The organism is Runella limosa DSM 17973 (genome assembly GCF_000482465.1).
Taxonomy (GTDB): domain Bacteria; phylum Bacteroidota; class Bacteroidia; order Cytophagales; family Spirosomataceae; genus Runella; species Runella limosa.
The window spans coordinates 95,156-114,235 of sequence record NZ_KI519433.1; the positions used below are offsets into that span (position 1 = coordinate 95,156).

Annotated in this window: 17 protein-coding genes; 8 read left to right on the top strand and 9 right to left on the bottom strand. The window is 44.6% G+C overall.

Features of this window, described 5'->3' with window-relative positions; genetic code table 11:
- Window positions 1-4 precede the first annotated feature (4 nt).
- Window positions 5-1,807, bottom strand: coding sequence for a MutS-related protein (locus K339_RS0131775; RefSeq protein WP_229598859.1), 1,803 nt, complete (start codon window positions 1,805-1,807; stop codon window positions 5-7).
- A gap of 17 nt (window positions 1,808-1,824) precedes the next feature.
- Window positions 1,825-2,124, bottom strand: coding sequence for a muconolactone Delta-isomerase family protein (locus K339_RS0131780; protein ID WP_028527195.1), 300 nt, complete (start codon window positions 2,122-2,124; stop codon window positions 1,825-1,827).
- 138 nt (window positions 2,125-2,262) lie between these two features.
- Between K339_RS0131780 and K339_RS0131785 the strand changes: the two genes are divergently transcribed.
- Window positions 2,263-2,790: an acyl-CoA thioesterase gene (locus K339_RS0131785; RefSeq protein WP_028527196.1), complete on the top strand. Its 528-nt coding sequence runs from the start codon at window positions 2,263-2,265 to the stop codon at window positions 2,788-2,790.
- 23 nt (window positions 2,791-2,813) lie between these two features.
- On the opposite strand, the gene K339_RS0131790 is transcribed toward K339_RS0131785, so the two are convergent.
- Window positions 2,814-3,101: an ATP-dependent Clp protease adaptor ClpS gene (locus K339_RS0131790; protein ID WP_028527197.1), complete on the bottom strand. Its 288-nt coding sequence runs from the start codon at window positions 3,099-3,101 to the stop codon at window positions 2,814-2,816.
- A 104-nt stretch (window positions 3,102-3,205) separates the two neighbouring features.
- Between K339_RS0131790 and K339_RS0131795 the strand changes: the two genes are divergently transcribed.
- Window positions 3,206-4,675: a sodium:solute symporter gene (locus K339_RS0131795; RefSeq protein WP_028527198.1), complete on the top strand. Its 1,470-nt coding sequence runs from the start codon at window positions 3,206-3,208 to the stop codon at window positions 4,673-4,675.
- Window positions 4,676-4,695: 20 nt separating this feature from the next.
- Window positions 4,696-5,412: a LytR/AlgR family response regulator transcription factor gene (locus K339_RS0131800; RefSeq protein WP_028527199.1), complete on the top strand. Its 717-nt coding sequence runs from the start codon at window positions 4,696-4,698 to the stop codon at window positions 5,410-5,412.
- Between the two features lie 51 nt (window positions 5,413-5,463).
- On the opposite strand, the gene K339_RS0131805 is transcribed toward K339_RS0131800, so the two are convergent.
- Complete coding sequence (locus K339_RS0131805) at window positions 5,464-5,760, bottom strand: HU family DNA-binding protein (RefSeq protein ID WP_028527200.1); 297 nt, start codon at window positions 5,758-5,760, stop codon at window positions 5,464-5,466.
- A gap of 352 nt (window positions 5,761-6,112) precedes the next feature.
- Complete coding sequence (locus K339_RS0131810) at window positions 6,113-8,320, bottom strand: hypothetical protein (protein ID WP_028527201.1); 2,208 nt, start codon at window positions 8,318-8,320, stop codon at window positions 6,113-6,115.
- Window positions 8,321-8,483: 163 nt separating this feature from the next.
- Here K339_RS0131810 and K339_RS0131815 point away from each other — a divergent pair, with 163 nt between their 5' ends.
- The 3 genes from K339_RS0131815 (at window position 8,484) to K339_RS0131825 (ending at window position 10,286) form a co-directional block, all read left to right on the top strand.
- Window positions 8,484-9,308 carry an SGNH/GDSL hydrolase family protein gene (locus K339_RS0131815; protein ID WP_028527202.1) on the top strand — a complete coding sequence of 275 codons (825 nt, stop codon included), beginning with the start codon at window positions 8,484-8,486 and terminating at the stop codon, window positions 9,306-9,308.
- 187 nt (window positions 9,309-9,495) lie between these two features.
- Entirely contained in the window at window positions 9,496-9,945 is a 450-nt protein-coding gene (locus K339_RS0131820; protein WP_028527203.1) for a hypothetical protein, read from the top strand.
- Entirely contained in the window at window positions 9,924-10,286 is a 363-nt protein-coding gene (locus K339_RS0131825; RefSeq protein WP_028527204.1) for a hypothetical protein, read from the top strand. The genes K339_RS0131820 and K339_RS0131825 overlap by 22 nt, the downstream gene beginning before the upstream one ends.
- A 136-nt stretch (window positions 10,287-10,422) precedes the next feature.
- Here the strand turns inward: K339_RS0131825 and K339_RS0131830 are convergent, their stop codons facing one another.
- The 4 genes from K339_RS0131830 to K339_RS0131845 form a co-directional block, all read right to left on the bottom strand.
- Window positions 10,423-11,604: a sialidase family protein gene (locus K339_RS0131830; protein WP_028527205.1), complete on the bottom strand. Its 1,182-nt coding sequence runs from the start codon at window positions 11,602-11,604 to the stop codon at window positions 10,423-10,425.
- Between the two features lie 106 nt (window positions 11,605-11,710).
- Window positions 11,711-12,766 (bottom strand): polysaccharide deacetylase family protein, encoded by a 1,056-nt coding sequence (locus tag K339_RS0131835; RefSeq protein WP_028527206.1) that lies wholly within the window; start codon window positions 12,764-12,766, stop codon window positions 11,711-11,713.
- A 116-nt stretch (window positions 12,767-12,882) separates the two neighbouring features.
- Entirely contained in the window at window positions 12,883-15,252 is a 2,370-nt protein-coding gene (locus K339_RS35580) for a GH92 family glycosyl hydrolase (protein ID WP_037302430.1), read from the bottom strand.
- Window positions 15,253-15,310: 58 nt separating this feature from the next.
- Window positions 15,311-17,236: a PfkB family carbohydrate kinase gene (locus tag K339_RS0131845; RefSeq protein ID WP_028527207.1), complete on the bottom strand. Its 1,926-nt coding sequence runs from the start codon at window positions 17,234-17,236 to the stop codon at window positions 15,311-15,313.
- A gap of 282 nt (window positions 17,237-17,518) precedes the next feature.
- On the opposite strand from K339_RS0131845, the gene K339_RS0131855 reads away from it, so the two are divergent.
- Both K339_RS0131855 and K339_RS0131865 read left to right on the top strand, forming a co-directional pair.
- The gene (locus K339_RS0131855; RefSeq protein ID WP_028527209.1) at window positions 17,519-18,220 is read left to right on the top strand and encodes a hypothetical protein; all 702 of its coding nucleotides are present in this window, start codon (window positions 17,519-17,521) and stop codon (window positions 18,218-18,220) included.
- Between the two features lie 606 nt (window positions 18,221-18,826).
- A partial coding sequence (locus K339_RS0131865) for a transposase (RefSeq protein ID WP_028522830.1) occupies window positions 18,827-19,080 on the top strand: 254 nt, incomplete at its 3' end.

Genomic DNA, 19,080 nt, shown 5'->3' on the forward strand with positions numbered 1-19,080 from the left:
CCCCTCAGGGAATTTCAATCCCAATTTGTCGCATCAATGCCGTTGCGTTAAACTCTCGGCAAACCCCTTCTTTCAACTGATAGTCGAAGTGTAATTTGCCCTCGGTGAAGGTAGAATAAAAACTGTAATTATGGGCAAACTGTCCTTCGTTGGCCATGTCGCCCAGCTCAATGTCGTGGGTGGAGATGAATCCTGCCGCTTTTTGTAAATGAAGCTGGCGAATCAGTGCCTCGGCACCTTTGTGGCGGTCAACGGAGTTTGTACCTTTTAATATTTCGTCCAAAAAGTAAAACACAGGAATGGGTGAGCTTCCCGAAAGTTTGAGCAAGGTTTGTAAACGCTTTAACTCAGCATAGAACGAAGAGGTATTTTCTTCCAGCGAATCCTGCGTTCGCATACTTGTAAAAACTTGAATAATAGCGCTCGAAAACTGTTCGGCACAGACGACCGAACCCGACAACGCCAAAATGGTATTGACGCCAATGGTGCGTAAAAAGGTGCTTTTCCCTGACATGTTTGAGCCCGTAATGATGGCGGTTTGTCCCAAACCTTGTAGTTCAAAATCATTACAAACACGTTTGTCAGCCGCAATCAGCGGATGGCCGACGTGTTTGGTTTTGATGTAAAATGGTTCGGCAGAAAGTTCCGCAAACGGATAAGCGGGATTAGAATAAGCAAAGCCTGCAAAGCTACTTAGGGCTTCAAACTGACCCAGTACGTGAAACCACCGCCCAAGGTCGTCTTGGTGGTGCTTTTTCCACGCTTCAAGTTGGGTCATCCATTGCAAATCCCACAATGAAGGAAGGCCAATGGCCAGCATAAAGTACGGATTCAGCCGAAAATTGAGGTTTTCGGTCATTTTAGCAAGCTGCTGAATACTTTTGGATGCGGAGATGCCTGTGGTAAGTTGGCTTTTGAGCTGTCGCAGTTTAGCGGACTCAAACGACTGATTTTCAATTTTTTCAAAAAGAGCCGCGTAGGCTTTCAAGGTTCCGACAATTTGCTCCGATTGCTCCGCATACGCCTTGACAGAAGCGTTAAGTTTGCTCAAAATAAACCCGTGAAAAAGCAATACGGCGACGATAACCAACCAAGGGATTAGACCCAAAGAAGCGGCAATAATCCCCAAAATTGTCAGGATGGGCAACCACCTAAAACGCTTCCAGCGAAGTATGGATTCATTTTCGCCAGCTTTGAGCCAAAGCGATAAAAATTCGGTGGATTGAGAAATTTGTTTTTCGAGAGCAGCAGTGGCTTCAAACTCTTGACGCCAGTCGAGTAGGGGAGTAAGCTCGGCAATGGCCAACTGACGAACCGTAATTTCGATGGGGTCGGAGGGGGCAAGGAGCCAATGTGCTAGGGTTTTCATCCCCACTTTGGTATGCGCCCGATTGATGAGTTTAAAAAGCGAATGTTTGCCAAAAACATCCAAATCGTAAGCATACGGATGGTTGGGCGGAGCAAACTCTTCCCCCGTTTCTTTTCTCAAAAAAGAAAGTGACAACCTTGCCGTTTCTTCTTTGTTGAGCTGAGTCAAAATCCGATAAAGATTGAGAAGTCGGGAGGTTTTTTGGTGTTTGCGCAGCACAATCGCAAATAAAACCAGCCCTAAAAATCCAATGGTAAAGGCAAACGAAAGGTCACTTTTTGAAAACCACCAAACAGCGGCCGCTGCCAAGATAAAAATAGCAAGTCGAGCGGTGGAAAGTTGATTATAACGGCGCTGGATTACTTCGGTTTGTGCTTGAAAAACGGCTTGTCGTTGGGTGTAGATTTCGGAAGGATTCACGGCTGAATTTTTTTCCAAAGGTACACATCTTTCGACTAATTGAGCGAAAACATCGGGAGTTTTACGGCTGTAGCGGTATTATTAAACATCAATTCCGAAATCGTGGGCTCCATAAAATCAATCAACGGAAACTGCGAAAGAATTTCCAAAACGTGCAATTCGGTATCGGCTTTGATAACGCACCAAAGCTTGGTCCGATCGGACGAAAGGGCGTACGACGTAATTTTTCCCGTCTCCATCAAGTGGTTGATTTTTTGACGCTGACGCGGGATTTTCGCTAAAAACTCCTCCGTCATTTCGTCAGGGAGGGTAAATTCTACCATGAATTGACTCATAATCCTAGAATGTTAGATTACAAAAACAACAGCCAATATACTGAAATGGTTCGGAAAGTTGTGGTTTGAGAGTTTAGAATTAATTTTGTCGCTTGTATTACATTCGACAATCAACATTCTAAATTCGACATTCCAATTATGCCTCTTCCCAAAAAAGCCAGTGAGTCACACACCATCATGACCGAAATGGTTCTGCCCAACGATACCAATACCCTCAACAACCTCATGGGAGGGCGATTGCTTCATTGGATGGACATTTGTGCTGCCATCACGGCCCAGAAACACGCGCATCGGACAGTAGTGACGGCTTCGGTCGATAACGTATCTTTTGCCGAGCCGATAAAGTTAGGAAACATCGTAACGTTTGAGGCGCAAGTCACCCGTGCCTTTACGTCGTCGATGGAAGTACACATCAAAGTAAGCGCCCAAAACCTTTCAGCGGGAGAGGCGGCTGTGCATACCAACTCTGCTTTTTACACTTTTGTAGCGGTTGACCAAAGCGGGCGACCCATCGAAGTGGCGCCCGTGATTGCTGAAACAGAAGAAGAGCAAAGCTTTTTTCAGAGCGCGTTGCGTCGTCGGCAATTACGGTTGGTTTTGGCAGGGCGAATGAAACCCAGTGATGCCACCGAATTGAAAGCATTGTTTGGAGAAAGCGGCGAATAAGAAGTAAGGGAAAGGCAGAATTACTAAAGTATTTCTGCCGAAATACCACGGCGACAAATCTCTTGGCGTTTGGGCACTAGCTCTTCCCAAGAACCATTTTTTACGCGGCATTTGCCTTTGTAATGAATGATAATGGTACACTGCTCTGCTTGTTCGGGGGTATGTTCGCAAACATCCATGAGGGTTTCGATGACCCAATCAAATGTATTCACCTCGTCGTTGAAAACCACTAGACTGTAAAGGTCGGTTTCCACTACTTTTTGCTCTACTTCTTCGACTACATCGACTTCGGGCATTTCAAACAGTTGCATGTGCAAAGATTTGTATAGTTAATGAACTGATATAACAAATTTACGAAAAATCGTATAGGTTTGCAAAAGGTATAAACACATTCTAACCTTATTTGTTCCATTCTATGAGTCCATATGTAGCTCTCACCATTCTCATCGTGTATTTTGCGGTATTGATTGCCGTGTCTATTTATACCTCTAAAGGGGCTGACACAAATACTTTTTTTACGGCCAATAAGCAGTCTCCCTGGTACTTAGTGGCATTTGCCATGATAGGCACGTCGCTGTCGGGGGTTACTTTTATCTCCGTACCTGGTGCAGTTGGAAAAATTCAATTTTCTTACTTCCAAGTTGTTTTAGGATATATTTTAGGCTATTTGTTTATAGGTAGTGTGCTTATGCCACTTTATTACCGACTAAACTTGGTCTCTATTTATACCTACCTCGAACAGCGTTTTGGTTTTTGGGCGTACAAAACAGGGTCAGCTTTTTTCCTGCTTTCGCGCACCCTTGGCTCGGCGGTGCGGCTGTACGTAGCGGCGCAAGTTCTTCAATTGGCCATGTACAACGGCCTTGGGATTCCCTTTGAAGTGTCCGTTTTGATTACGATTGCACTTATCTGGGTCTATACTTTCAAGGGTGGAGTGAAAACTATTATTATCACCGATACGCTCCAAACAACGTTTCTGGTTACGGCAGTCGCGCTTACGATTTATTTGATTTCCAAAGAGCTGAATTTTACGTTTGGCGGGATGATTTCGGCCGTGGCCGATAGCGAATATTCTCGCATTTTCTTTTTCGACGATCCAAAAGACAACAAGTACTTCTGGAAGCAATTTTTGTCGGGGGCGTTTATTGCCATTACCATGACGGGTATGGACCAAGATTTGATGCAAAAAAACCTGACTTGTAAAAACATCGGTGAAGCCCAGAAAAACATGTTTTGGTTTACCATTACGTTGACCTTCGTCAACCTGATGTTTATGAGCCTTGGGGTGTTGTTGTATTTTTATGCCCAAGCCAAAAACATTACGTTACCAGAACGTACCGACGAAATTTACTCGATGTTGGCCTTGAATCATTTTGGTCTCAACGAAGGAACGGCGGGGGTTGTGGTGGCAATTACGTTTTTGATTGGGATTACGGCGGCTACCTACGCAAGCTCGGACTCGGCGCTGACTGCCCTGACGACGTCTTTTTGTATTGACTTTATGAACGTAACCAACAAACCCGAAAAAGAACGCGCTCGCATCAAGCACTGGGTTCACATTGGTTTTTCGTTGTTGTTTTACGTGGTGATTGTACTTTTTAATCAACTCAATAGCAAAGAAGTCATTACGGCTATTTTTGACATTGCTGGCTATACCTACGGGCCGTTGCTAGGCTTATTTGCTTTTGGGCTATATACCAAACGTTCGGTAAAAGACCGCCTGACGCCTCTCGTGTGTGTCTTGGGGCCGATTATTACGTACGTACTGAACCAAAATTCGGAGGCATGGTTTGATGGGTACAAGATTGGTTTTGAGCGGCTTATGCTAAATGGCGCAATTGTATTTTTAGGTATGTTATTGATTTCAAAACCAAAAGAATCGTAATTTTAAAGAAAAATTCGTTCATGAAAATCAGTACACTGGTCGTTGATGATGATATAAACTGGCAAAAAATCATTGGGAAATTTGTACAAATACATCCCAATTTGGAGCTTGTGGGCGTGTGTGGGTCTGCGATGGAAGGTTACAGTAAAATGAGCGATGTCGAGGTTGATTTGTTGATTTGTGACATCGAAATGCCCGAAATGTCAGGTTTAAGTTTTGTAAAAAGCATCCGCCACCGCCCATTTGTTATATTTGTCACTGCACATCGTGACTATGCCTTGGATTGTTATGAGGTTTCGCCAGTGGATTTTATGCTAAAACCGCTCGAATTAGACCGTTTTTTGAAGGCGATTGAGAAGGTAAAAGAACGCTTTATAAATACGGAAGAAACAACGCCAGTGGAGCCTTATTTTTTTGTTAGAGAAAACTCCAATTACGTACAAATCGCCTACAAAGAGGTGCTTTACATGAAAGCGCAGGAAAATTACCTGCAAATTGTGACAAAGCATTCGTCCTACTCGCCCATTTTATCTATTTCTAAAATGGAAGAGCAGCTCCGTAGCGACGTGTTTATGCGGGTACACCGTTCGTTTTTGGTACATCGTTCGGCGATTCAGACCATTACAAAAAACGAAATTGTTTTAACCTCTGGCGATACAATACCGATTGGGGATCAGTATCGCAACCAAATTACGCGCAAACACATTGAAGGAAACCTGATAAGCCGTATCCTATAACTGCGGCACTAAAGTAGAAGGGTGTTGGCGATTGCCAACGCCCTTCATTTGTTATAGGCTAGGCTCAAGGAGGCTTTTTTTAACTTCTTCAATAAAAATTTTAGAAGGCTTAAAAGTGGGGTATTCGTGCGCTTCTACCTCCACGAGGGTATTCCGTTTCACATTGCGCGCAGTGCGTTTTGCACGGTGTTTGTTTTGAAAATTGCCAAAACCGCGCACATAAATGATTTGATGTTGGCTAAGTGAGTCTTTGATCACATCAAACATCGCATCGAGCGTTGTTTCTACTTCGGTTTTGGTACGATCCGTTTGTCGGTAGATACGCGTTACCAATTCTGCTTTAGTCATTGTAATGGTTTTTTAGGTACACAGATCATTTCGCATAAGAGTTTCAATAACCGTTGATGTGAGATAACTAAGCACCCTTGCCCAAAATTGGCGGCACTATTAGTACAGCAAAATTATATTCCAAAAATAGTATTTTAAAGTCCGATTCCAATTTTTTTACGAAAAGGGTGCATTTGTACATAAAACCCCCTATTTAGTACATAAAAATTGGAGGATGCAAGTTGGGTTGAAAATAGTGGGACACGAAAAGCGGAACGCAGCTTACTATACGTATATTTATGTCATTTAGGTACATAAAAAAACGCAGGCCACTTCATAGCGTAGCCTGCGTTGGAGTAAGACTTAAAAATCGTTATTTCTTGATGGTATTGGTTGTAGCGCCACTAATAACGCCTAAATATCGTCCTGCCCAGTAAGGAAGCAGCCAAATATCTCCAGCACTCATTTCCGAACTACCGCGCCCGTTTCGGTCTAAAATAAACCGACTGTTGTTGTGACGAATAATGCCCAGTTCATCGGGAGGAAGTACTTCTTTGGTGGTTTGTTCGATAAAATTGGGGGGCAATAGTTCAATGTCTTTGCGGTGGCTATTTTTTACCGTCCAATCAATCATGTCGAGCGGATATTCCTGTAAATACCAGACTGATTCTTCCAAATCAAAATCTTGAATGCCTGTGATAGCCGTCAAAATATTCCAAAGACCATCTTTTTCGGGGCGTTCAAACTGCCAGTGGTCCACGATGGCTTTCTTGTAATTGGCCTTCAATGTGTCATTAAACGCATAGCGATACAACCCCCAATAGCCCATGTAGTACATTTCGTCGTCCGAATGGTTCCAGTCGCCCGAAAGCATCTTGCTCCAATCACTGGCGTTGCCAGGAGCTTGTCCGATGATTTTCATGGGGCGCATGAGGTTTTCGTAGTACCCGTGTTTTTTCATCAACTCAAATGCCTTGGCCTTGTATTTTTCTTTTTTGGTAAAATGATAGGCCGTTTGGAGCATGGCTACGATGTTGGACGAATTGAGCTTGCGGTCACCCACGTTGATGGGGAAGTTATTGACATAATCGGGATGCCATTTTCCCCAAAGGGTAGGTTTTCCATCCCAGTCCACCAAATACATGTCATTTTTGATGATGTGACTCATCAACGTATCAATCAACGCAATGGAGCGTGATTTGAGGTCTTTGTCGTCAATCAACTCGGCCATGGCGCCAAACGCAAAAATGTGTCCAATCACTTCGTCGCTGCTTGTCGTGGACTTCCAATCCCATTCGGGGTCGTCGGTACGGCGCCAAGGTTTGTCTTCGTATTTGTAACCCGTACGTTCATACGACCGCGACGGAAAACCAGGTAGTTTATTGATGTCGTAAAGTCGTTCCATCGCATCCAGCGATTCGCGGCAATTTTGGAGTGCTTGTGGGTCTTTGGTGGCGGCGTAGCGGAAGATTTGCCCGCCCAAATACATGCAAGTCCAAAGGCCGTCGTTGTCAGAATCTTGTAAGGTACCCGTGGCCAAATTGCCGTTTTTCATGCGTCCAAGCGTGCCATTAAAGCCATCCCGAATGTGGCGAGTGCGCACTTGTTTTTCGTAGAAAGTGGCTTTTTCTTGGAGTGTCATTTTGGTAAAAATAATTTTTCCAAGCCCTTTGTCGGTCAATACCAAAACTGAACCATCTTCTCCTTGGGCGATATGCGTCACTTGGTTGGACGGAAGCCAACGTTCAGAAGCATAGTAGTTAAATTTCCCGTCGGGTTTTTGGTAAAAAGCTCCCTCGCTCGATCCAAACCAAAGTTGATTTCCGATGGCAGTAATGCAAGTGATGTCTGTTGAAGGAAGTTTTTGCTGAAGCGGTGTGATGACTTTGCCCGTTTTATCGAGTTCTAAATAGCCATTTTTAGTGCCTACAACGAGCTTGGAAAGGGTGACTTCCAAGGCCGTGAGGTTATCGGCAGCATAGATTTTTTTCACAGCTTTGGCGCCTTCCGCAACCGAATACACCGCTTTGTCGGTCAATACATAAAACTGTCCGTTGTTGTATTTGATGTTCAAAACGCGCCCTTCGAGCCCTGTTTCTTTCCAACCTGTTCCTTGTTTGGGAAGGTATTCTAACTGTGAGCCGTTGGCAATGAGGAAATTAAAGTCGCTACCACCTGCGAAAAGGTGAGCGTCGGGGAGTGAATGTTTGAGAAACAACTTGCCCGCCCAAGCGTCGCTCAAAACCGATTTGTTGTCAATCAAAACAAACTGCTGCTGATAAAGCGAAAGGTTCGCGATTTTTTTATCGGCAATGGGGCGATAAGAAACATCTTTTTCCAGTGTTCCAGGGTAGAGCAACTGTCCCGCATGAGGTTGGAACAAACCCGTTTTTGTACTGATTTTGATGGTTCCATTGCGGTCGGTGAAAACATGAAGCGGCTCAACGCTGTCTTTAAAATAATATTTGATGGCGTAGTCTTGCGTAAAAGGCGTGTCTCGGTGAACAGGCTGTTTGGGTTTTTGAGCCAGGAGACCAAAAGAGCATAGCCATGTACTTAAAACTAGGAACTGTATTCTCATAAGATGGGATATTGGTGTAACAGAAACTTTCCTTTAGAATACTCTGATTTAATTCTCAAGGGCTATTTGGGAGATTCAATTTTAGACACGCGCCTCGATGGGTATGTATATTTTTTCATTAAAAACTGGCGGGAAAAAGCTTTTATAACTAAACGCACTACACATGAAAAAATGGCTCATTGCTCCCGTATTGATTTTTCTCTTTTGCTGCTTTTCCCCCGAAAAAATGACGTGGGTGGCTTTGGGAGACTCGATTACTTACCTCAACGAACACCAAAATGAAACAGGCAACCGCATTACCAAAGGCTACATGACAATGGTAACGGAGAAATTGCCTCATATTCAGTATATTAATCAAGGACATAATGGTTGGACGGCTGCGCGTATTGCGGAAAAAATCGAAAGCCTTAATTTGGTCAAAGCCGACGTTTATTCCGTCTTTTTAGGAACGAACGATTGGTGGGGAAGCCGCCCCGTGGGGACGATGGCTGACTACGAAAACAACACGGGGTTTGGAACGCTCTACGGTTCGTTTCGGATTATTATTAATAAATTTCGGAGCCTCAATCCCGACGCAAAAATCATTCTGATAACGCCGCTTCAACGCGTGGATTTTGTGTATATCGCTAATTTTAAGAACAATGCCTACGGGTCGTACAAAGACAAAAAAGGGCAATATTTGGAGCAATTTGCGGATGCCATCAAGGCCATTGGCAAACGTGAAAAGCTGCCCGTCGTGGATTTGTACCATGAGAAAAAATTGGCACATTCAAAATTGGTGAAATTTAAACGCCTAAAAGACCCACAAACGGGACAGTACAAAAACTATTCGTACCCCGATTTTATCGACGTTCCGTTCAACCCCGAAACCGACGAATACCCTTACCCGCTGGAATCAGTGGCCATGACCTACGACGGACTTCATCCCTCAGACGCGGGTTATGAGGTAATTACGAAGAAGTTGGTGAAGATTATGAAAAAGTGGTAGGGTGGAGAACAATATTGAGAGAAGATTGGAAATTGCGGGAAAATGCCAAAATTATTAGGATGATGCAAGTGAACTGTATTCGTTAGATATGAGTACTTTATTGTGTAAGAAATATTTACATGATATATTTGTTATAGAGTAAACTGTTAGATGTATTTTAGTGTTGATTAAAAATGACAATTGATTAATGCCATTAGGAACTGATTTTCAAACCATGGCTGGTTTAAAAGTTGTAGAAGCAAAGGTGCTTTGTAGTGGTGGTCATCACAAAGCAGCGTTTTACTTAGCTGGCTACGCCTTAGAATTTGCTTTAAAAGCCGCTGTGTGTAAATGTTTGGATATGCCTGATTTCTTTAAAGAGAAGCAAAAAGGGACAGCTGGTTATGTAGGTGGAGTATTAGAGAAATATAAGACGCATGATATAAAGACGCTTATTGTATTAGCAGGATTGTATAACAAACTTGAAGATTATAAAACTGTAAACTCTGACTTCGGTTTAGCTTGGTATCACATTGAGAACTTGAATTGGAGTGAAAGATGTCGATATGAACTGGCTGGGCATTCTGATATTGATGTCAATAAATTTGTTGAAGGAATAGAAACTCAATTTTTGCCATGGATAAGTCAACACTGGTAAGCCAAATAAATAATTTGGTAACAGAATTTAAGAAAGAAGGCAAGGAGGTCACTCGCTTTGCCATTATCAGCGCTTATCCAGAATATGAAAGTAGTCCTTTTATACTGGCTATAGCATGCCCTTGGATGGCTGGTTATACTTCGTGTTTTGCCAAGACCGAAGAAGTGGTAAAAAAAATGTACACAATACTTGCTCCTGAAGCAATTGGTAAGATACACGCCGTCAATGTGTTTGATAGTGCCTTTGAAGTTGACCAGTTTTGGAAGGAAGAAGGCTGCGATTATTTTAGTGCCTCATGCGGAGCAATAATCAATCCTTTACAAGAAGAGATTTTAATTTAGATGAAACTGCCAAGTCATTTTATTCGGGCTTATGCAAATGCAAAATCCAAATAAACTTGTTAGGATTATAACTAAGAAACTCTAACCCCGTAAAGGGATAATATCTCTTATGGGTTAAATAGGCGACAAAAATGCTTTAGTTTTTCACTTTCTTCGGATTCACCACCACGTATTTGATGGACTTATTTTTGTTGTCGGCGTGGGCTGAGTAAGTGATGTGTAAAAGTCCGTCGGAAGTTTGGATAAGGCACGGATAAGAGTAGCCACCTTTATCGCGGGGGTGGTCTTCTAAGCGGGTTTTCCATTTCCACGTTTTGCCTTCATCATCAGAAAGATACAGGCTGACACGGTAGCGTCCGTCTTCAATGTCGTTGCCAAGAAAAGCTAACCGCCCATCTTGTAAATTCAATAATTCGACACTTGCGGTGTTCGGAATGTCGCTTTTGACCGAAGCCGTCCACGATTCCCCTTTGTCGGACGATTCGCTTACGTGAACGCGCGTCGGGGCGTCGCCGCTGTCGCGAAGGTAGGCGATGAGGTTACCATTTTTTCGCAGTGCCAAAGCAGGCTGAATTGGTCCACGACCTACCAAAGGAAGGCTGGGACGCCAAGTCGCGCCAAAATCGTCCGAAATAGCCATCATCGAAAAATTATAGCCGTCGGAATAAAGCGGCAAAACAATGCGTCCGTTGTCAAATTGCAGCGGTTTGATGCGTGTCATCCACCCGATGCTTCTTTTGGTGGCATCTTTGGCAGCTTCGATAATCATGTTGTCGTATTTGGGTGCATAGCCTGCCCATCCTGCTGTATTTTCGGGTAGTTTTTTGAATTTTTCGGCTACTTCTTTGGCAAAACGGTCGTCGGGTTTGAGCAAAATATTGTCTTGCCAATTCCAAACGGGCGCTGCGTTGCCGTTATAATCAGTGGATGTTTTAAACCGAAGAATCGACTGTTCCCATTGATTGGCTTGTACGGCAATCCATACCAAAAACAACGTACCTTTTTGGTTTAAAAACAACACAGGGTTACAATCGGGGAGGAGTGGAGTATCGGCCATTTCAAACGGATCGCTCCATTTCGTTTGCCCTTTTTTGAGACGTGAGCCCATGATTTTTACATCGTCGGCGGTACGTTCACCGCTGCCATAAAACCATACCGAAAGAAAATCGCCGTTGGGCAGCGCCACAAGGCTACTTCCGTGGACGTGTTTTTCTTGGGGAGGAAAAATCAACGTGGATTGAACGATGGGTGATTGGGCAAAGGTGGTTTGAAGGAGGTAAATAAAGGCAAAGAGGAAGAAATAATAACGGAGTTTCATTCGTGCTTTTTTTATTGATAAAACTTGTTTTTTGTCATGCTGTAAGCATCTAAAACGGTTGCTAATTCGTTTGGTTTTAGACCCTTCCAGGGTGACAAAGGGGGATTTACTTCACTTTTTTACGGCGTTCCATCACTTCGCGCCAAGTAGTAAGAATGATACCTTTCGATTGAATGTAAGCTTTTAACTCAGGGCTCATCATCGAGAGCATATCGGCGTAGCGTGAACCACCCGAAGCACTGATGTGTTTGAAAGCATCGGTGATGTCGCTGCTGTGTACGATGAACATCGCCAAGCCAGGCTGCATGGCATTGAGGGTTTCGATGAATTGTTGAGCCTTGTATTTTCCCCATTCTTCAGGCGAAGGATTGGGGGTTGAAGGTTTCCAATCGCCGCTGACTGTGTGCAAATCGTCCAAAACAGGTAGCCCCAATTGCCAAATTTTTTGACCTACAGCCGTCGATGATTTGGTCAATTCAGGGTCGGGAAGTTTCATTCCTTCTTGCCATTTACCCTCAGCTTTGAGTTTTTTGACCACAGGCAAATTGAGGCATTCTTTTAACAGTTTATTGTTACCGCCAGGAAACATAACAGGAATCTGGTACTCGGCTCCTACTTTGATGTAACGTTCCAAAAAAGGCTGGTGGGCAAAGAGTGTCCCCATGTGCGAGTCGAGGTGGGTGGGTTTGAGTCCCATGCGCAGCGCACGCTCCACTTGCGCGCGTATTTCCTTTTCGACGTCGTCAGCCGTGCCATTTTTCACCACTTGTGCTACTTCATGCCACAAATTACCCTCATTGTCAACCAAACTTGGTACGTTCTGGAAACCCGCCAGCGGTGTCCAGCGGTAGTCACGCCACTCAGACGTAAGGGTAAGGTGAACCCCTGCGTCTAAGTTGGGATTGCTTTTTTTGATGTAGTTGACAAAGCTCGCCGACCACGGACAGGGAAACATGATGCTGCACGAAGTGGCAACGCCTTGCTCCACCGATTTGATGGTGCCTTGATTGGATGAATACGACATCCCAGGGTCATCAACGTGGAAAATCACTACTTTGGCGCCTTTGGGCCAGCCGAGTTTTTCGGCGTAGGTATCTTGGGCATGTGCTCCAATAGCAAGTAGAGAGGTAGTTAAAAAAAGAGTTAATTTGTTGATTTTCATTGTGTTGGTTGTATATTTTTGCCACATAGTTATCATAGGTGAGTTTCACATAGGCCACCTTAGTAAACTATGTTTTCTATGTGAAAAATTCTATGATTTCTATGTGGTAAAAGAAACTAAAGACTCTGAGAGTAAGGCACAGATGTTTTACTTGTTGCCCACGTTTTATTAGGCTGGTCACTCATTTCAAACACCAATTCTCCACCCGCCATGATTTCGCTGTGGTCAATCCAGCTACGGTCAAAAGGTTTGCCATTGAGGGTTGCCGATTGGATGTAGCGGTTTTTGTCAGAATTGTTGTGGGTAATGATTTTGAACGTTTTTCCATCTTTTACCTCAAAACTTACTTCGTCAAATAGCGGACTGCCAATGACATACTGAGTACTTCCAGGCGTCACCGAATAGAGCCCCATGCTACTCATTAAATACCATGAAGAAAGCGAACCCATGTCTTCGTTTCCACACAAACCAGCGGGTCCCGTGCGGTAGAAACGCTTGAGTACTTCGCGTACCCAGTATTGAGTTTTCCAAGGTTGAGCGGCGTAATTATACAAATAAGCTACGTGGTGCGATGGCTGGTTTCCGTGAACATATTGGCCAATGGTACCCACGACCCCGACGTATTTGGGCGGAGTAATGGACGCATCCATGTTGAAAAATGTATCCAAACGCTCGGTAAAAGCTTGATTTCCACCCAGTAGTTTTATCAGTCCAGAGGCATCGTGCTGCACCGACCACAAATATTGCCATGCGTTTGACTCGGTATAATGGCGGTTGGGACGACGACCTACCAAAAGCGGGTCGAAATAGCGGTAATAATGATGCTCACCTACGGAGTCGATGGCTTGTTGATTGTTTCCTAATGCTTCTAACCAAGCTCCATTGGCACGGCGCGGACGCATAAATTTAGTACTAGCATCATAGACATTGCGGTAATTTTGGGCGCGACGGTAAAACAGAGCGGCATCGTCTTTTTTGCCCAACGCCTCGGCCAACCGCGCAATACACCAGTCGTCGTAGGCCAGTTCCATGGTATTAGGCACCGATTCGGTGGTTCTGTCGCAAGGAGCGTAGCCAAGTTGGATATAATCGGCCAAACCAGCTCGGCCTGCGCTGGCAGGAATATTGGCGGGCGGTGACTCCAAGGCTTTGCGGCGCATGGCGGCATAGAGCGCCTCAATGTCCCAGTCGCGGTAGCCTTTAAAATAAGCGTCCACCACGACAGGAATCAGGTGGTCGCCCACCATGCTAGGGCGGTAGGTATTACGGAAATGTTGGGCGGGCAGCCAGCCAAATTCTTGGGTTTTGGCACCAATGGATTTGACAAAATCATTGACGTGCTGAGGTGCAACAAGGGCCAACAACGGATGTTGTGAGCGATAGGTGTCCCAACAAGAAAATGAAGTGAAAAAGCTGTAATTCTGTGCTTTATGGATTTTATGATCCATGCCCATGTATTGTCCATCGACGTCTTGCCCCGTATATTGGGACAATAAACTGCGGTAGAGGGCGGTGTAAAAAATCTCCTTTTGGGCCTCGTCATTGGTTTTGACAGCGACTTTTTTCAGCTCTTCGTTCCACGATGTGCGGGCATCATTTTTTACTTTGTCAAAATCCCAGTGAGGAGCTTCGGCTTGTAAATTTTTACGGGCGCCCTCCACACTCACGTGCGAAATAGCCACTTTGACGGTCACTTGGTCGCCTCTTTTGGTAGAATAGCCCACAAAATAGCCAATATTGAGCCCTTTTTCTTCGGTTTTGTAAGGCCAATACCCTTCCGCCGATTCGGGGGTAATGTAGTCGTTGTCCCACGTACCGTAGTACTCAAATGGGCGGCTAAATTTTGCCACAAAATAAACCATTGTACCGTTGGCGTCTTTGTAACCTTCAAGGGTAGAATCGTTTACCATTTTGACAAACGAATCCCCACTCGTAGCATTTCCTCCGATTTCGTGGCCAATGTCCATCAAAATAGTCGCTTTTCGTGCTTTGGGGAACGTATAACGATGTACTCCTACGCGGGTGGTGGCGGTAAGTTCGGCCTTTACTTTGGGGTCTTTGAGGAAAACCGAATAGTAACCAGGGGAGGCAACTTCGTCTTTTTTGTCGTAACGTGAGCGATAACCCGCGTCGGGGTTTTCTTTCGTCCCTGCCGAGGTTTGTACTTTGTCGCCCACAATCGGCATCAACAGTACGTCTCCGCCCGTCGTCATTCCTACCCCGCTAAAGTGGGTATGGCTAAAGCCAATGATAGAGCTGTCGGCATAGGTGTAACCTGCGGCATACGTCCATCCTTTTACGTCGTGGTCGGGACTGAGCTGCACCATGCCGTAGGGGAGCGTTGCCCCAGGGAAGGTATGGCCAAAGAAGTCGGTTCCGTTGAAGGGATCCACGTAGTCCACAGGGTCTTTGGAAGAAGAACCGCATCCCCACCAAAGAAGGGAAGTAAGTAATAACAAAAAAGAGGTTGTATAAAAGTGCTTCATTTTCAAATTGTCTAAACCTTATAGGTTTCAAAAACTTATAAGGTTTGGGGAGGTAGTTTTACACCGTTTCGGTTATTTCTTCTTCTTTAAAAAGCAAACTGACAAGCTTTTGATACTGCGAAAAATCGGGGATAATGAGTTGCGCTCCCGCTTTGACGAGGCGAGGGCGTTTATCGAGGTTATACCCAAAACGTTGTACTTCATTGCTGGCAATCCCTACCGAAATTCCGCCCGAACGACGCCCTTCGCGGATTTCGTCGGGGCCGTCGCCTAAGACGACCAATTCGTTTCCGTTGAGGTTGTTTTCGCGGATGATGCGTTCGATAATCATCTTTTTGGAGAACTTAGTGTATTCACGAAGTGCGCCGTAAATGCCGCCATCAAATAAATCGGCGTAGCCCAAAACGGTAGCTTCGTTGCGAACATCGTCCACGTCGGTACCGCTGGCGAGGTACATGGTGACGCCGCGCGCCTTGAGTTCTTGCAAAAACGACACTGCGCCTTTCAGCGTATAATCCTGCCAATCCAACTCACCCGCTTGGAGCTTGGCCACGCGTTTGTCCACCAATTCCATAAGGGCGTCGTTGTAGATTTGTTTGTATTCAAACTTATCTAAAATCTGGTCTTCTGGCACATAGCCTGCTTCCCGAACCATGTTGACCAGCCCTTCCATTTGATAAATGGTCTGAATACCAGTGGTTTTGTGGATAAATTCTTTGACTTGGCGAAGCACTTTGTTGTACGTTGCCTGATCAACGGAGTCATAAAAACCGCCCAAAATCGCCTTCATCATCACAGGCTCCATGATTTCCTCCCAGCCGTGGCGGAGGGTGCTGATGGTGCCATCGTGGTCAAAAACGGCGTATTTGATGTGTCCAAGTCGGTCTAAAATAGACTCGTCGCAAAGCTCAATTTCTGTTTCTGGCAAAAACACGGCTTGGCGAGGGTTTTCGGCTAAATCAACTTGGTAAGCGTAGTGTGGGTCTTGGCTGATGGCCAAAATTTCTTCGGCATTGGCGGTGCCTGTGGTAAAGAGTTTTTGAACCGTAACTCCCGCCGCAAAATTGGCAAATTCGGCAGCTTCGGCAGGACTAACGCCCACCGACAAACACAACGTAATGGCACTAATGACGGTATCGCCCGCGCCCACAGTATCAAGTCGGCTGGTGAGTTGTAACCCAGGTACTTCGTTGAATCCTGTGGTGTCAAAAGACGTAATGCCTCGTGCCCCGCAAGTGACAAAAACGGGTTTTTGTGATGAACTGTGAAGGGCTTTTCCGTACTTGAGGACATCGGCGCGAGGAAGCGTAGTACGAGGCTCTACTTCTACGCCATTGAGGTGGGCGGCTTCGACGTCGTTTAGTTTGCGGTAAACGTTTGAAAAACGCTCGTTGAAGTGACGAGAATCGACTAAAATGATTTTGTGGCTGTATTGGTCAAAAAGGGCGTTGGCTTTTTCGATAAAACTGTCGTTGGTGATACTTCCTACCACTTGTTGGTTGAAAATAAGGGCATCACAGCTTTCCAAAGCAGATTGAATACTGGATAAAATCAATTCATCGGTTTCGAGCGAACGCTGATTATACACCCCAAAGTCGATGCGAGGTTCTTCCACACCTTCGACGTAGCGTTTGAGGTACGAATACGTTTGAAAATCTTCTTTTTGGACAAAAAGGGAACTGGTATCGGCGCCGAGGGCTTGCAGTTGAATCGCTAATTCACGACCAAAAATGTCATTTCCCACAACACCAATTACTTTGATAGAAGCAGGCCCAAGGGCTGCTAGATTGGCCACGACATTGCCCGCTCCACCAGGCGTATAATAATGACGTTCAACCGCCTGTGCTTGTAGCCCCGTTTCGATGGAAACCTCCGAGTTGCGGGTATCCATAATCCAGTAAGAATCAAGGCAATAGTCGCCATAGACAGCAACGTTGGCCGATTTTATTTTTTCAAGAATAGCATTGATGTGCAAGGTGTTCATAAAAACAGATGGGATAATCTACCGTTTAATTTTATTGGTAAATACTCCCACCAGAGAAATCAAGGCTACTGATATACTGATTAAATTCAAAGTTTATCTTTGTTCGGTGCTATGTGGTTGGGGTTGTGAGCAACCCTTTCGTTGGGATTTGAGAATCCCAACGCACCTGCGTGAGCGGGATTCTCAAATCCCGCCGCGAACGCGTGTAAAGATTTTTTTCTTTTCTGGTAAATCAACAAGATTTTTCCTTACTTACTCTCGCAAGCAACTGATTTTTGAACGATGGAAGGCAAAAAAATAAAACAATTCCTCAAAGACGCCCTCGAAAAATACATTTCGGAAGTGTTGGTCATCTTTATTGGTATTTCTATCTCATTTTTCTTCGACGAATGGCGGGAAAATAGAAAGGATAAAGAAACAATGCGGAAGCATTTGACAGTTTTGAGAAACAACCTTGTGCAGGATACACTGCAATTGACACTGATGATAAAATATGGCAATAGTTTTGTGCGCAACATTGACAAATTGGTCTATTTTGAAAAGGATTCAGAAATAACGGACAGCCTTACTCAGTACATTGACAATGCCGCGAGTTACCTAGTGTTTAAGCCAAACCAAATCGCTTACGAGGAAATAAAGCAATCGGCGCACACCAATTTAATTGAAAACGATTCCTTAAAAACCCTCTTTCTGTACCACTATACGTCAACCATTCCCAATTGTGTGGAGTGGTGTAAAGTAGATGAAACCCATACCATGACGCAGCTTATTCCCGAAATGACCATCTATTTTCCCGTAGTTGCCGACTCATTGAATAGGGTATCGCCCCTTGAAATAACGAAAGCGCTGAGAGGGAGAAAGTTAAGGAATTTGCTTCTGGCAAATAGTACTTACAAAAAAACAACCATTCAATTCTTTCGCATGACTAAGAAATCTACGAAAGCTCTTTTGAAAAAAGTTGATGAAGAGTTGGCAGAAGATTGAAAATGCGGCAGCCCGTGTTGGGCTGCTGGAGAGAAGTTTACGCATGTATGTGTGAGGGGGATTCTCAAATCCCGCGTATGTGAGCAAGGGTTCTCAAGCCCTTGTTATTGTTAGATATGTGCCTTAGGGTTGGCTTAAGTGTTTTGCACAGATAGCGCGAGGCTCCGCCTCGTGCTCAGGATTGGAAGGCTTCCAGCCGACGGATGCAACAGTAAACTGCTAGTTTCATCGGAGTTGTGAGCAACCCCTCGTTGGGATTTGAGAATCCCAACGCACGCGACGCCCAGGTGTGAGCGGGATTCTCAAATCCCGCCGCTAGGCTAGCGAAAAAAGATAGTAGCAACACAGATAGTGCGAGGCTCCGCCTCGTGCTGAGGATTGGAAGGCTTTTAGCCGTTGCGGATAGCCTAAATGTTAAGGTTTTTATCTATAAAACAAGTAGGATACGCTACGGTTGCTCATCAACGTTTCGTTTAATTTTATGCTCTTTAAAAAATATTTTCCTTTTTCGTTGGAAGGAAGCAGAATTTTCTGAAACTTGCTTTGAATCTAGCCCGCTAAAAAGTTGGACACAAATTAGGGTATAACTTTTAAATTTGTGATTCAATGGGAAAGCATCAAAAATCATGGAGCCAGGAGGAAAAACTGACCATAGTGAATTACTACAAAGAACACGGAGCTGCTAAGACATCTAAGGAGTTTAACGTCTCGAGTGCAAACATTTATAACTGGGTTTCCCAGTACGAAAAAGGAGGTTTTTCAAGCCCATCCAGCGTTAGTAACTCTGATAAAGACAAAGAGATTCTTCGCCTTCAGCGAGAGATTCAAGCTTATAAAGAGATAATCGCTGAAAAAGAATT